This window comes from Pseudomonas sp. PDM31 (genome assembly GCF_019218965.1).
Classification (GTDB): Bacteria; Pseudomonadota; Gammaproteobacteria; order Pseudomonadales; family Pseudomonadaceae; genus Aquipseudomonas.
This window is the reverse complement of sequence record NZ_JAHUWS010000003.1, coordinates 160,893-174,091: the sequence shown is the minus strand read 5'-3', so window position 1 is coordinate 174,091 and position 13,199 is coordinate 160,893. Positions and strand designations below refer to the sequence as shown.

Sequence of the window (13,199 nt, the reverse complement as noted above, 5' to 3'; positions counted from 1 at the left end):
TTTTAATTAATTACGATTCGGACAACTTCGCCAAGGACGATAGACATCACCAATCAGCGCATCGGAACAAGCGATTGGACGCATTAAATAGTTACCCGTAGCCTGAACTCAATTCAGCGCTTCGAGGTTCTTTTCATGTCGTGCCAAGTTGAACAGATCAATGATCGAAGCGACACCAATGCCCCTGCGCCAAAACCGTTGAATGTGAACTTTCGCGAATACGTCAGTGGCGCGGCAGTCTGCCAGGCGCCACTGGCGGCGGAAATTGCCCTGGCGATTACCTATAACGGCCTGAGCCAGGCGGTGATGATGGTGTCGCCCGGCAACCTCGAGGACTTCATCCGCGGCTTCAGCGTCAGCAACGACATCGTTGAAGACCAGAGTGAAATCTACGACCTGCGCCTGACTTGCTTTGACCAGGCCGTGCAGGCGGATGTGCAGATTTCCAGTCGCGCGTTCTGGGCCCTGAAAAATCATCGTCGACAGATGGCCGGCACCAGCGGCTGCGGCCTTTGTGGTGTGGAGGCGCTGGAACAGGCCCTGCCCAAACTGCAGAGTCTCGACCCGGTCGCCTTGCCCCCGGCGGAGCATTTCCTCGATATCCGCCAGCGCATCGAACAAGCGCAACAAATGGCCCGCAGCTGCGGTGCATTACATGCCGCGCTGTACTTCGATGCGCAAGGCTCGGCGCTGATCTGCCGGGAAGACATCGGTCGCCACAACGCCCTGGATAAATTGATCGGCGCCCTGCAGCACGCCGGCATCGACAGCCGTTGCGGCTTCACCGTGGTCACCAGCCGCTGCAGCCTGGAACTGATTCACAAAGCGGTCCGGGCGAAGCTGGGCACCTTGGTCAGCCTGTCCGCGCCCACCGCGCTGACGGTGCAGTGGGCCCTCAAACATCGACTCAACCTGATCCACGTCCCCCATCGCAACGCGCCGCGCATTTACAGCCCGGCCTGATATTTCCCTTTGATGACCGCGCCCATGAGCGCAGGAGTTTCCCCCGTGACAGACATTTGTGATGCACCACCTGTATTGACCCACCTCGACAGCCAGGGCCGCGCCAACATGGTCGATGTCAGCGACAAAGCCTTGACCCGGCGCGAGGCGCAGGCTCAGGCCTGGGTTCGCATGCGCCCGGAAACCTTGCAAATGATCCAGAGCAACGGCCACCCCAAGGGCGATGTGTTCGCCGTGGCGCGGATCGCCGGGATCATGGCGGCAAAGAAAACCCATGAGCTGATCCCGCTGTGCCACAGCTTGCTGCTCAGTTCGATCCGCGTCGAACTCACGGCCTGCGCACCGGACAGCGTGAAGATCGTCGGCACCTGCCGCCTCGAAGGACAGACCGGCGTCGAACTGGAAGCACTGACCGCCGTCAGTGTCGCTGCGCTGACGCTCTACGATATGTGCAAAGCGGTGGATCGCGGCATGGTCATCGACGATATCCGCCTGCTCAGCAAACAAGGTGGCCGCTCCGGACACTTCCAGTTCGAGGACGCACAATGATCCTGATCAACTACTTCGCCCGCTACCGCGAGCAACTCAACCTCGGTGGTGAAAAACTGCCCCTGACCGACAACCTCAAGACCATCGAAGACGTGCGTCAATTGCTGATGGCCCGCGGTGAAATCTGGAACGACGTCCTCGGCGAAAACAACCTGATGTGTGCGCTGAACCAGGAACTGTGCCACCCGGACCGGACGATCGAGGATTTCGACGAGATCGCCTTTTTCCCGCCGGTCACCGGAGGCTGAGACATGACGGTACGCGTCCAGTACAAAGCCTTCGACAGCGGCCAACTGATCGACAGCCTGCGGGCGAATGATCCCTCGGTCGGTGCAGTGGTCAACTTTATCGGCTACGTACGTGACATCAACGCCGGCCAGGAAGTCGCCAGCCTGTTCCTGGAACACTATCCCGGCATGACCGAACGTTCGCTGCAAAAAATCATCGACAACGCCAAGGCCCGCTGGCCATTGAAGGCGGTGCAGATCGTGCACCGCATCGGCCAATTGTCGGTCACTGATCCCGTCGTGTTCGTCGGCGTCAGCAGCCAGCACCGCCATGCGGCGTTCGAGGCCTGTGCATTCATCATGGACTACCTGAAAACCGACGCGCCGCTCTGGAAGCGCGAAGACACGGGCGTGGGCGCACGCTGGGTCGATGCCCGTGACAGCGACCGGTCCGCGGCCGAACGCTGGGCGAATACACCGCGATAACCGACTGTTCAAAGCACCGCCGCATGGCTACAGTCACTGGCTCAAAGCAACTGCGCAAGGAACCTCCGCTTGAGCCTCACGCCTTCCCCTGACAGTGACTCCGCACAAGCAAAACCCGCCCCGGTGAGCCTGCGCGAAGCCTTTGGTTTCTGGCTCAAACTCGGTTTCATCAGTTTCGGCGGCCCGGCCGGGCAGATTTCCATCATGCATCAGGAACTGGTCGAACGCCGGCGCTGGATTTCCGAGCGGCGCTTTCTGCATGCCCTCAACTACTGCATGTTGCTGCCTGGGCCTGAAGCCCAGCAACTGGCGACCTACATCGGCTGGCTGATGCATCGCACCTGGGGTGGCGTGATCGCCGGGACACTGTTTGTGCTGCCGTCGCTGTTCATCCTGATCGCGCTGTCCTGGGTATACATCGCCTTTGGCGATGTGCCGGTGGTGGCCGGGCTGTTTTACGGGATCAAGCCGGCGGTGACCGCGATCGTGGTGCATGCGGCCCATCGCATTGGCTCCCGGGCCTTGAAAAACGGCTGGATGTGGGGCATCGCTGCGGCGTCATTCGTGGCCATCTTCCTGCTCAATGTACCGTTTCCCTTGATCGTGTTGGGGGCAGCGATCCTCGGTTATTTCGGCGGGCGTCTGGCGCCGGAAAAATTCAGCGGCAGCGGCCACGGCGCCGCGCAAAAATCCTTCGGCCCGGCGTTGATTGATGACGATACGCCAACCCCCGGGCATGCCCGCTTCAGTCGCGGCAAACTGCTGCGCCTGGTCCTCGTCGGTGCGGTCTTGTGGAGCTTGCCGATGGCGATCCTCACCGTGCTGTTCGGCTGGCACGGCACACTGACGCAGATGGGCTGGTTCTTCACCAAGGCCGCGCTGCTGACCTTTGGCGGCGCCTATGCCGTGCTGCCCTATGTGTATCAGGGTGCGGTCGGCCACTTTGGCTGGCTGACGCCGACGCAGATGATCGATGGCCTGGCGCTGGGCGAGACCACCCCCGGGCCACTGATCATGGTGGTGGCCTTCGTCGGTTTCATCGGCGCTTACGTGCATCAGGTCTTCGGGCCGGAGCAGGCCTTTGTCGCCGGAGCCGTTGCCGCCACGCTGGTGACCTGGTTCACCTTCCTGCCTTCGTTCCTGTTCATCCTGGCAGGCGGGCCGCTGGTGGAGTCGACGCACAACGAACTGAAGTTCACCGCGCCACTGACGGCGATCACCGCCGCCGTGGTCGGCGTGATTCTCAACCTGGCGTGTTTCTTCGGTTACCACGTGATTTGGCCGAACGGCTTTGGCGGTCACCTGGACTGGCCTTCGGCGTTGATCGCACTGGCTGCGGCGATTGCGTTGTTTCGCTTCAAGCGCGGGGTGATTGAAGTGCTGATTGGCTGCGGGTTGATCGGCCTCGGGGTTCACCTTCTGGCTTGAATGGCGATCAATGAGCCGGGCCTGCCAGGGCCTGGCCCCGGCTCACCCGGGCATTGCAGAAATCGTCGTATTAGAGATTTACACGCCCGGGAATGCCCCCTACTATCGGTGTTCCCCGGAGGTTCACCAAACCCGCCTCCGACGTTTTCCGCCCTGGAAACACGCGCCATGAACACCTTGCCGTCAGAACAGCACCTGCTGAAAGTCTCGACGCCGGCCACCTCGCTACTGGCCACGGGCGGCACTGCCTCATGAAACGCATCGTCAACCTGCCCATGGCCCTGCGCCGTTCGAAACTGCGCCACTCCGCACGCCCGCCGGATAGCGCCCTGCTCGCCTGATCGCCGAGCTCCCGCCTATCACTCCCTGTTCAGTCTTACGCAGATCCCTGTGGGAGCGGGCTTGCTCGCGAAGGCGGTGTGTCATCCGACATCAATGGTGACTGACACACCGCTTCGCGAGCAAGCCCGCTCCCACCAGGGCTGCGCTCACCTGACTGGCATTGAGTTTCTTCGAATTCTGCCTGGACACTGACATGACTCAACGCTGCAATTCCTACTACACCGCCACCCTCAATCAGGACACCGACTACCCGACCCTGCAAGGCCAGCACCGGGTCGACGTGGTGATCATCGGCGGCGGCTTCACCGGCGTCGCCACGGCGCTCGAGCTGGCGGAAAAAGGCCTGAAAGTCGCCATCGTCGAAAGCCACAAGATCGGCTGGGGCGCCACCGGGCGCAACGGCGGCCAGGTCACCGGCAGCCTGTCGGGCGACGAGGCCATGCGCAAACAGATGCGCCGCACCCTGGGCGAAGAGGTCGACGATTTCATCTGGCATCTGCGCTGGCGCGGGCATCAGATCATCCAGCAGCGGGTGGACAAATACGCCATCGCCTGCGACCTCAAGCACGGTCACCTGCATGCGGCCTACAAACCCGCGCACATGGACGGCTTGCGCAAGGACTACGACGAGGCAGTGCGCCGTGGCATGGGCGAGCAGGTCAGCCTGCTCGACCGCAGTCAGGTGCGCGACCTGCTGGAGAGTGACCTCTACCACGGCGCCATCAAGAACACCCGCAACATGCACCTGCACCCGCTCAACCTGTGCATCGGCGAGGCCCGCGCCGCAGAAAGTCTCGGCGCGCTGATCTTCGAAAACAGCGAGGTGCTGGAAATCATCCACGGACCGACGCCAGGCGTACGCACAGCCCAGGGTCGCATCGACGCCAATCAGGTGCTGCTGGCCGGCGACGTCTATCACAAGCTCGAACCGGGCAAGCTCAAGGGCAAGATTTTCCCGGCCATGGGCGGCATCGTCACCACCGCGCCGCTGGGCGACCTCGCCCGGCAGATCAACCGCGAAGACCTGGCGGTCTACGACTGCCGCTTCGTGCTCGACTACTACCGCCTCACCGCCGACGGTCGCCTGTTGTTTGGGGGCGGCGCCAACTACAGCGGCAAGGACTCACGGGACATCGCCGCCGAACTGCGCCCGTGCATCGAACAGACCTTCCCGGCGCTCAAAGGCGTGGCGATCGATTTCCAGTGGAGCTGCGCCATGGGCATCGTGATCAACCGCATCCCGCAACTGGGCAAGCTCTCGGACAACGTCTGGTATTGCCAGGGCTACTCCGGACACGGCATCGCCACCACCCACATCATGGGCGAAATCATGGGCCGGGCCATCACCGGGCAGCTCGAACAGTTCGACACCTTTGCCGCCTGCCAGCACATCCGCGTGCCCATGGGCGACCTGCTCGGCAACCCGATGCTCGCCGCTGGCATGTGGTACTACCAGATGCTCGAACGATTGCGCTGAGGCGCTGGCGCGGCTCATGACGTAAGCCGTGGCTCGGGGTGAGGCGTCCATCTGCACCACCCCGCCCCCCGGCACCCGGTCATCCTCGACGTTGCCCGTGGCCACAAACCCGGCAGCAAAACAACACAGCCAAGTATCATTTCTTTCGATCATTCAAATCATGAAGGCGAATTTTTTATTTTTTCGTGACCTGTTCAAGATAGCGCCGTCTCTACATGCTTTGGATGGAAACTTCATGAATCTCAATTTTGCTTTCGCGTGCATGATCGTGGTCTCGTTTGCCATTGCATTGGGCCATGCCTGATCTGCCGCGCCAGGAACAACCCTCGTGACTGGCCGCCAGAAGCCTGACAGTTCCAGCCGACATGATTTCGATCAACAGAACTGAAAGCGTTCCCCGGTATTTTTATCTCTCCAACAACGCGGGCAATTGGATGCCAGCCAGGAGTGGCCACGATGAAAAACCTGAAAATAGCTGCCAGCGAAGGCACCGTTGAAACGTTCCAGAACACCCGCGAGGTCGTCCCGCTCAGCCATACCGACTACACCGACGTCGCAGTGGCGGTGGTGTCGGTCAATGATGTCCTGGCTGGCGCTTTGGACGTCATCCAGCGTACCGGTTTCGATATTCCGATTTTTCTGGTGGCTTCCCCTGGCACCAGCACCCACCCCCGGGAAGTCTACAAGCACCTGACCGACGTGCTGTTGCAGGTGAAGGGCATTTTCGATCTGTCGCGCAGCAACGTCGAATACCATGGCAACCAACTGGAAACAGCAGCCAAGGCCTATGAAGATAGCCTGCTGCCGCCCTTCTTCGACTCGCTCAAGCATTACACCGAATCGGCCAACGCCACCTTCGCCTGCCCCGGCCACCAGGGCGGCCAGTTCTTTCGCAAACACCCCGCAGGCCGCCAGTTCTTCGACTTTTTCGGCGAAACCCTGTTTCGCGCCGACATGTGCAATGCCGACGTCAAACTCGGCGACCTGCTGATCCACGAAGGTCCGGCACTGCTCGCGCAAAAACACGCGGCGCAGGTGTTCAACGCCGACAAGACTTACTTCGTGCTCAACGGCACCTCGGCCTCGAACAAGGTGGTGACCAATGCCCTGCTCACCCCGGGCGACCTGGTGCTGTTCGACCGCAACAACCACAAGTCCAATCACCAGGGCGCACTGATCCAGGCCGGAGCGACGCCGGTATATCTGGAAACCGCGCGCAATCCCTACGGTTTCATCGGTGGCATCGACGCCCACTGTTTCGAAGAAGACTATCTGCGTGAACTGATCGCCGAGGTCGCACCGGACAAGGCACAGCTGCCACGACCATTTCGCCTGGCGATCATTCAGTTGGGCACCTATGACGGCACGGTCTACAACGCCCGGCAAGTCGTCGATCGCATCGGCAAGCTGTGTGACTACATCCTGTTCGACTCGGCCTGGGTGGGCTATGAGCAGTTCATTCCGATGATGAAGGACTGCTCGCCACTGCTGCTCGAACTTGATGAGAACGACCCCGGCATCTTCGTCACCCAATCGGTGCACAAGCAGCAGGCTGGTTTCTCCCAGGCCTCGCAGGTGCACAAGAAAGACCGGCACATCAAGGGCCAGGCCCGTTACTGCAACCATCACCGCTTGAACAATGCCTTCATGGCCCAGGCTTCCACCAGCCCGTTCTACCCGCTGTTCGCCTCCCTGGATGTGAATGCGCGCATTCATGCCGGCCGCAGCGGCCTGCGCCTGTGGGAAGACTGCGTGAAGTTCGGCATTGAGGCGCGCAAGCTGATTCTGGAAGCCTGCACCCTGGTGCGTCCGTTCGTGCCCGACAGGATCGATGGACGCGAGTGGGAAGATTATCCGACTGAAGAGATTGCCCGTGACCTGCGCTTCTTCGAATTCCATCCGAAGGATCGCTGGCACGCGTTCGGCGGCTACGCCGAGAAGCAATACTTCATCGACCCCTGCAAGTTGCTGTTCACCACCCCCGGCATCGATCCGGTCGATGGCAGCTACACCGACTTCGGCATCCATGCCGGCATTCTCGCCAACTTCCTGCGCGAGAACGGCATCGTTCCGGAAAAGTGCGACCTCAACTCGATCCTGTTCCTGCTCACGCCGGCCGAAGACTGGGCGAAGATGACCCACCTCGCCGCGCAAATCGCCCGCTTCGAACGCTTCGTCAATGAAGACGCACCGATGAGCCGTGTGTTGCCGGCCATCTATGCGCAGCATCAGGAGCGTTACCGCAACTACAGCATCCGCCAGCTCTGTCAGGAGATGCACGACCTGTACCGCCAGCACAACGTGCAGCAGTTGCAGAAGGCGATGTTCCGCAAGGAACACTTCCCGAAAATGGCCATGAACCCGCAGCAAGCGCAGATCGAATACATCCGTGGCAACGTCGAGCTGGTGGCGCTGGCGGACGCCGAGGGGCGAATCGCCGCCGAAGGTGCCCTGCCCTATCCGCCTGGCGTGCTGTGCGTAGTGCCGGGGGAAGTCTGGGGCGGCGCGGTGCTCAAGTACTTCCTGGCGCTGGAAGAAGGCATCAATGCGTTGCCGGGATTCACGCCGGAGCTGCAAGGTGTGTATCTGAAGGAAGTAGAGGGTCGCACGCGGGCCTTTGGGTACGTCATCAAGGCCTGAACCACCCCCCGGAGCTGGCTTGCCAGCGATGGCGGTCTTCAATGGTGCATCGCCAATGCAGACGCCATCGCCAGCGAGCCGGCTCCTACGGGTGGTGCAAGATCGCAACCTTCGGCAGCGCCTACACAGGCACATCCTGCCCGCAGGCGCCGGTTTGTGGCAGCAGGCTGATTTCGACTCGTCGGTTGGCCGCTCGCCCGGCTTCGGTGTCGTTGCTGGTGACCGGCTGGCTGGACGCAAAGCCCTGGACAGCAAAACAACTGTCAGGGATGTCGCCCATGCGTTGCATCCAGTCACGCACCGCAGAGGCACGGGCATGGGACAGCTGGAAATTCTGCTGCGCACTGCCGCGGCCGTCCGTATGCCCGCCAATGACGATCAGCCAGCCAGGCTGAGCCTTGATATCCACCAGAGCGCTGACCAGAATCTTGGTCGAACCCGGCTTGAGCTCGGCGCTCCCGGCGTCGAACAGCGACAGGCTGTCCAGGCGCACCGGTGCGACAACAGTGGGTGCCGGCTCCAGTAACTGCGCCAGGCGCTGCTCGCCGACACCGGACGAGCCCAGCCACCAGGCGCCACTGACCAGGCCAGTCACAACGGCGGCCGCAGCCAGCCACCGCGCCACAGGACGCCTGACCCCAGGCATTTCAGGCATGGGCATGGGATTAGGCGGCAATATCACCACAGGCATCATCACAGCCGGCGCCGGCTCCCTTGCCGGCGGCGAGAGTGTACCGACCACAACGCTGGTGTGTTGCATGCGCCGGATCAGGCTCTCGATCTGCTGGCGCAAGGCATGCAAGGCAACCACCGGCGGTTGGGCGTGTTGCTCCAGACGCTGCTGCAAGCGCGCAAGCCCGCTGTCGAGCTGCAGCAGCTCGGGGAAGTGTGGCGCGCCTGTCCCCAAGGTGCGCAGCAACGCCTGCCACTGCACGCACAACCAGGCCAGGATATCCAGGCGCACCGACGCCATGGGGGGCCAACAGGCCGCCCATTGGCCGCACAGGGTTTCAATCAGCGTCACCCCCTGGCACATGCCTTCCACACCATGCCGCTGGCTGCGTGCCAGGGCAAACGCGGCGGCCGTCTGCAGGTCCGCGCCGTTGTGGTCGAACAGCGTCAGGCACCACTGTTCCACCCTGGCCCAATCCACGTCGGGACAGGCCGGATGACTCAGCTTCGCCAGCTCCTCGCGTAGCGCAATAAACTCACCATGACCGCGCGGATCACCGCCCAGCCGAATACGCATTTCATATAGCACCGTCAGCCTCCATTGCTTTATTGGGTCAGGATTGCGACAGCCATTGCTGTCGTTTCAGATGTCGCACCAGGACTTTGCCCTCCGGTGCCAGGGTGGTGCCGAAGGTGACCTGCCGGCCGTTTTTGAGCCGTACATCGAGGCTGTACTCCAGATGGCCTGGCAAAGCCTGATCGAGCGTTTCAATGTGCACGCTCGCCAGGCGCGGCTCGTACTTGACCAGGGTGTCCGCCATGTCCCTCAGCAGCCCGTGCGCCGAGCCCGGCAGGCCCTGCAGGATCCGGCCCATGTCGGGAAGACCGTAATCGGGCAGATGCGCGAGTGTCCCGGCGCGGCTGTTGAGGATGCGTTGCAGGCTGTCCAGCACCGACAGCGTGTGCTGGTCCTCTTCGTTGACTTGATGAAGCTCCAGGTCTCCGTCGAAGTTCTGCAGCAGCGTTTCGTAAAGCGAAGGATTGAGATCGGCCATGGTCATTTCCGGGCCAGTTCGCGCAAGGTCAACTGGTTGTCCCCCAGCTCGATGACCCGCGCCCGGTCCGGATCAAGGTCGTCGCGATTCAAGGTCAGGCGCCAGGTATTGGCCTGCACGTCGGGGTTGCGAAACAACCCGACCACCGTGACGAAACGCGCGTCCTTGTCCAGCGGCACATTCAATTGCACACCTTCGCCCGGCTTGATCACCAGTGCCCGGGTATCGAGCAACGCGCCAGCGAGCACCTGTTCGTCGCCACTGAGCAGGCTGTCGTAGGTCGCCCTTTGCAGCGCCTTGCTATCGCTCAGTTGATAGACCCTTACCAGGGTCGGAACCGACATCGCATTCATCTCCGCGGCATCGGTGTTGATGGCCGTGCGGGCACTGAAATCCAGGTGCAGGTCTTTCACCTGCTTGTAGAAAATCGAACGGGTGGCGGAGGCCGTGCCTTCGCTGACCGTCTGGGTGACGCCGCAGCCGCCGAGCAGTACCGCCAGCGCTACCAGGATCAATGGATTACCAACGGTACGCGACATGTTGTGCTTCCCTGTTCCGAGTGTTCTTCGACAGGCCCTGATAGCGGCCCAGATTGATGGTGATACTGTCGTCTTGTGCGTCCTGCCAGGTGGCGCACCCCGAACCCAGCATGCCGGTCATGCCCAGGCGGATCGGCGCCCGCCCCAGCAACGGTTGCGGCAGGCTGCGCACCGGCAACGAGAGCTGCAGCCTGGCGGTGCAACGCCAGCCGAGATAGACCCGCAGCAACACCAGCAGGTCGTTGTACAGCGGGCCATCGGGCAACCAGCCCCGCGCTTCGTCCTGGTCCCGGGTGAACAGCGCCAGGTGCAGCTGGCTGTTGGCGTCGAATCCGTTGCTGCCCAGCGGCGTGCCCTGGGACAGGCTGACCGGACGACTCGCCGACAGGCTCGCCGGATGCGCCAGGGGGATTTTCTGCGGCCAGTGCGGCGTGATCCTGGCACGGGTTTCAGGAGCCAGCAGCGCTACCAGCGCGGTGATGCCTTCGGCATTGCGAGTGGGCATGCGCATCACACTGAGCAGCGCAAGAAAGCGCGAAACCGGCGTGGCAATGCGCTTGGCGGTGCCGGGGATCCCCAGCCCGACCAACCCCAGCAGGCATTGCGAAGTCGCATCACTGCCGCCGGATTCGAAGGAGGCCGGGTAGGAATACTTGCGCCAGATCCGGTAGAACTGGGTGAAGATCCGGTGGTTGAAAATATCCAGGAACGCCTCCAGCGCCTCATGCCCGTCGCGGCGTTGGGCAATGTCGTCGATAAAGGCCGTCGGCAAAGGCGAGTCCACGCCGTACAAGCCCAACAGCCGCGTGCGTACCGTCGCCGGGCGCAGCGGTTGCCGGTCATCGATTTCGATGGCCTTCAGCTCACCGGCAGGAAAGCCCATGCCGGGGTCAGGGCGAAAGCGTACCGGGTCGTCCGCCGGGTGGCTGGTGCTGCCCAGCGGCGGATTTCCCGGCAGGGCTTGCTCCAGCAGCTGGCAGAAACGGTACAGGCTGGCTTCGGCCACCCGCCCTTGCAGCGCTTCGAGCAATCCGGCGGCTTTCAGCCGGGAATACGCTGACTGTGGTTCTCGTTCCATCGCAGGCACTTTCCAGTAGGTTGAAGGATCAGCGTGAGCTGGTTGAACAGGTGAATGTCGGCATACAGGGCGAAGAAGCGATGGAGCATCTCGCCAAACAGGCTGATGTCGCCCTCGCCGCAAAAACCGTTGGCATCGAGGGTCACTTCGATGTCCACGCCGCGCAGCAGAAAGCCCTTTTCGAAACGCTGCACCAGGTGGTGCTTGACGTCGACGATGGCCGCCAGACGACGGCGGTTCAGCTCGCTGCCGGTCCAGTCGTACAGCGCCAGGGTGCCGCGCAGCACCTCGGCGTTATCGAGCATCGGCAGGAAGTTCGAACCCAGGTGGCTGAGCACGCGCCAGTGGAACCGGTCATTGTTCGGCGGATAGCACGGCAAGGTCGGCGCGCTCAGGTTGTGCACGCGCAAGCCGGTCAAGGCGGTGTTGACCAAGGTGTCGAGGACAGTGCTTTGCAACGCCTTGCGTGGCAGCTGGCCGTGGGTGCCGGTCAGTTGCAGGGACAGGCTTTGGCTGCCCGGCACGCGATCCTCTTCGAAGCCGTCGCCGCCGAGGATCAGCCAGGTATCGTGCAGGCCGTTGGCGCCACGCTTGAGGCGGGTATGGAAGTAACGCTCGGGCGCCTCGTCGCGCAGCATGCCGCCCTTGTGACGAAAACTGCTGAAGGGGACGTAGTCCAGGCGCTCGGCGTTTTTCGAAGCGGTGACCCGGTCCACCGAGTAGATTTCCGTGTGACCGTCCTGCAGGCGCATGGGGCGCAACAGGTAGTCGGTTTGCAACGGATCCAGCAGCATCGGGTCGGCTTCCAGGGTGAACAGATTGATCACCGGTACCGCATGCAGGCGAAGGTGTTCTGCATTCAGGTTGAATGCCTGCGGCCACGACTCGCGCAGGACCACCTCCAGTTCGAACCAGGGCATGTTCGCGGTGATGTTCACCTGCTCCAGGCCATGGAGGGTGACGAACATGAACTTCTCGCGGAAGGTGAAATACTCCAGCAGCAACTGATAACCGCTGAAAGCGCTGTCGCCCTTGGGCCACAGGCGGTCCTCGTCGGCAAAGCCCTTGGGCGCGAAATGACCTGCCAGGGCGACCCGTTGCGCCTCGCCCGGCCGGCGCACATACAACGCCTCGGCATTCAGGGTCAGGGCCTGATGCAGCGCGCTGGCCAGGGGCGCATCGGCATTCAGGTACATCGGCAGGCGACTGAGGTCGATCTGGCTCCAGTCGATCTCCGTTGCGCAGGCAAACCGCAGGCACAACACCGAGCGGCCGTCGGGCTCATGGGCCAGGCGCAAGGATTGCAGTTCGATGGGTTGCAGCCGCAGGTCCTGGGTGGTGGTGTAGCGACATTGGGTTCGCTGGGGGCCGATGGGTTGCGAGAGCACTTCCTGGCCGGCGGCGATCAGTTCGCTGCGCTTGATCGTTGTCAGTTGCGCCTTGAACTCGACGATCGACAGCGAGGGAATGGTGCGCAGGTAATGGGGCCACAACAGGCTGACCAAGCCTTCGGTCAACTCCGGCAGGTCGTCGTCGAGCTTTTCCCGCAGGCGCCCCATCAGAAAGGCGAAGCCTTCGAACAGGCGCTCCACGTAAGGATCGCGGGCGCCCGGTTTGTCCAGGTTCAATTGCGCCGCGCGGTCGGGGAACGCTTGCGCGAACTCCTGGCCGGCTTCGCGCAGGTAACGCATCTCGGCGTCGTAATAACGCAGGGTCAGATTGTCCATGCTGAAAAATCCTGAT

Annotated in this window: 12 protein-coding genes; 7 read left to right on the top strand and 5 right to left on the bottom strand. The window is 62.2% G+C overall.

Going from position 1 to position 13,199, the window contains the following annotated elements; all coding sequences use genetic code 11:
• Positions 1-135: 135 nt before the first annotated feature.
• From fdhD to speF, 7 genes are all read left to right on the top strand, one after another.
• Positions 136-963 (top strand): formate dehydrogenase accessory sulfurtransferase FdhD, encoded by an 828-nt coding sequence (gene fdhD / locus KW839_RS07240; RefSeq protein WP_060541959.1) that lies wholly within the window; start codon positions 136-138, stop codon positions 961-963.
• Positions 964-1,017: 54 nt separating this feature from the next.
• The gene (moaC, locus tag KW839_RS07235; protein WP_371318055.1) at positions 1,018-1,512 is read left to right on the top strand and encodes a cyclic pyranopterin monophosphate synthase MoaC; all 495 of its coding nucleotides are present in this window, start codon (positions 1,018-1,020) and stop codon (positions 1,510-1,512) included.
• Positions 1,509-1,760: a molybdopterin converting factor subunit 1 gene (gene moaD, locus KW839_RS07230; RefSeq protein ID WP_060541961.1), complete on the top strand. Its 252-nt coding sequence runs from the start codon at positions 1,509-1,511 to the stop codon at positions 1,758-1,760. The genes moaC and moaD overlap by 4 nt, the downstream gene beginning before the upstream one ends.
• Before the next feature lie 3 nt (positions 1,761-1,763).
• The gene (moaE, locus tag KW839_RS07225) at positions 1,764-2,225 is read left to right on the top strand and encodes a molybdopterin synthase catalytic subunit MoaE (protein WP_060541962.1); all 462 of its coding nucleotides are present in this window, start codon (positions 1,764-1,766) and stop codon (positions 2,223-2,225) included.
• A 69-nt stretch (positions 2,226-2,294) separates the two neighbouring features.
• Complete coding sequence (chrA, locus tag KW839_RS07220; RefSeq protein ID WP_218423865.1) at positions 2,295-3,653, top strand: chromate efflux transporter; 1,359 nt, start codon at positions 2,295-2,297, stop codon at positions 3,651-3,653.
• A gap of 535 nt (positions 3,654-4,188) precedes the next feature.
• Positions 4,189-5,472, top strand: coding sequence for an FAD-binding oxidoreductase (locus tag KW839_RS07215; protein WP_218423864.1), 1,284 nt, complete (start codon positions 4,189-4,191; stop codon positions 5,470-5,472).
• 456 nt (positions 5,473-5,928) lie between these two features.
• On the top strand, positions 5,929-8,112 hold the full coding sequence (gene speF / locus KW839_RS07210; protein ID WP_218423863.1) for an ornithine decarboxylase SpeF: 2,184 nt from the start codon (positions 5,929-5,931) through the stop codon (positions 8,110-8,112).
• 121 nt (positions 8,113-8,233) lie between these two features.
• Here the strand turns inward: speF and KW839_RS07205 are convergent, their stop codons facing one another.
• Genes KW839_RS07205 through tssF form a run of 5 tightly spaced genes read right to left on the bottom strand, consistent with a single transcriptional unit; the run spans position 8,234 to position 13,183 of the window.
• On the bottom strand, positions 8,234-9,361 hold the full coding sequence (locus KW839_RS07205; protein WP_256352559.1) for an OmpA family protein: 1,128 nt from the start codon (positions 9,359-9,361) through the stop codon (positions 8,234-8,236).
• A gap of 37 nt (positions 9,362-9,398) precedes the next feature.
• Positions 9,399-9,839, bottom strand: coding sequence for a type VI secretion system baseplate subunit TssE (gene tssE / locus KW839_RS07200; RefSeq protein WP_218423862.1), 441 nt, complete (start codon positions 9,837-9,839; stop codon positions 9,399-9,401).
• Positions 9,840-9,841: 2 nt separating this feature from the next.
• Positions 9,842-10,378, bottom strand: a complete 537-nt coding sequence (gene tssJ / locus KW839_RS07195; RefSeq protein ID WP_218423861.1) for a type VI secretion system lipoprotein TssJ — start codon at positions 10,376-10,378, stop codon at positions 9,842-9,844.
• Positions 10,359-11,456 (bottom strand): type VI secretion system baseplate subunit TssG, encoded by a 1,098-nt coding sequence (gene tssG, locus KW839_RS07190; protein ID WP_218423860.1) that lies wholly within the window; start codon positions 11,454-11,456, stop codon positions 10,359-10,361. The genes tssJ and tssG overlap by 20 nt, the downstream gene beginning before the upstream one ends.
• Positions 11,420-13,183, bottom strand: a complete 1,764-nt coding sequence (tssF, locus tag KW839_RS07185; RefSeq protein ID WP_218423859.1) for a type VI secretion system baseplate subunit TssF — start codon at positions 13,181-13,183, stop codon at positions 11,420-11,422. The genes tssG and tssF overlap by 37 nt, the downstream gene beginning before the upstream one ends.
• Positions 13,184-13,199: the final 16 nt, after the last annotated feature.

Bases quoted from the DNA above. Each gene is read 5' to 3' on its own strand.
- tssF (WP_218423859.1), bottom strand. From the start codon at position 13,183: ATGGACAATCTGACCCTGCGTTATTACGACGCCGAGATGCGTTACCTG.
- KW839_RS07205 (WP_256352559.1), bottom strand. From the start codon at position 9,361: ATGCGTATTCGGCTGGGCGGTGATCCGCGCGGTCATGGTGAGTTTATT.
- tssG (WP_218423860.1), bottom strand. From the start codon at position 11,456: ATGGAACGAGAACCACAGTCAGCGTATTCCCGGCTGAAAGCCGCCGGA.
- speF (WP_218423863.1), top strand. From the start codon at position 5,929: ATGAAAAACCTGAAAATAGCTGCCAGCGAAGGCACCGTTGAAACGTTC.
- moaD (WP_060541961.1), top strand. From the start codon at position 1,509: ATGATCCTGATCAACTACTTCGCCCGCTACCGCGAGCAACTCAACCTC.
- moaE (WP_060541962.1), top strand. From the start codon at position 1,764: ATGACGGTACGCGTCCAGTACAAAGCCTTCGACAGCGGCCAACTGATC.
- tssE (WP_218423862.1), bottom strand. From the start codon at position 9,839: ATGGCCGATCTCAATCCTTCGCTTTACGAAACGCTGCTGCAGAACTTC.
- tssJ (WP_218423861.1), bottom strand. From the start codon at position 10,378: ATGTCGCGTACCGTTGGTAATCCATTGATCCTGGTAGCGCTGGCGGTA.
- fdhD (WP_060541959.1), top strand. From the start codon at position 136: ATGTCGTGCCAAGTTGAACAGATCAATGATCGAAGCGACACCAATGCC.
- KW839_RS07215 (WP_218423864.1), top strand. From the start codon at position 4,189: ATGACTCAACGCTGCAATTCCTACTACACCGCCACCCTCAATCAGGAC.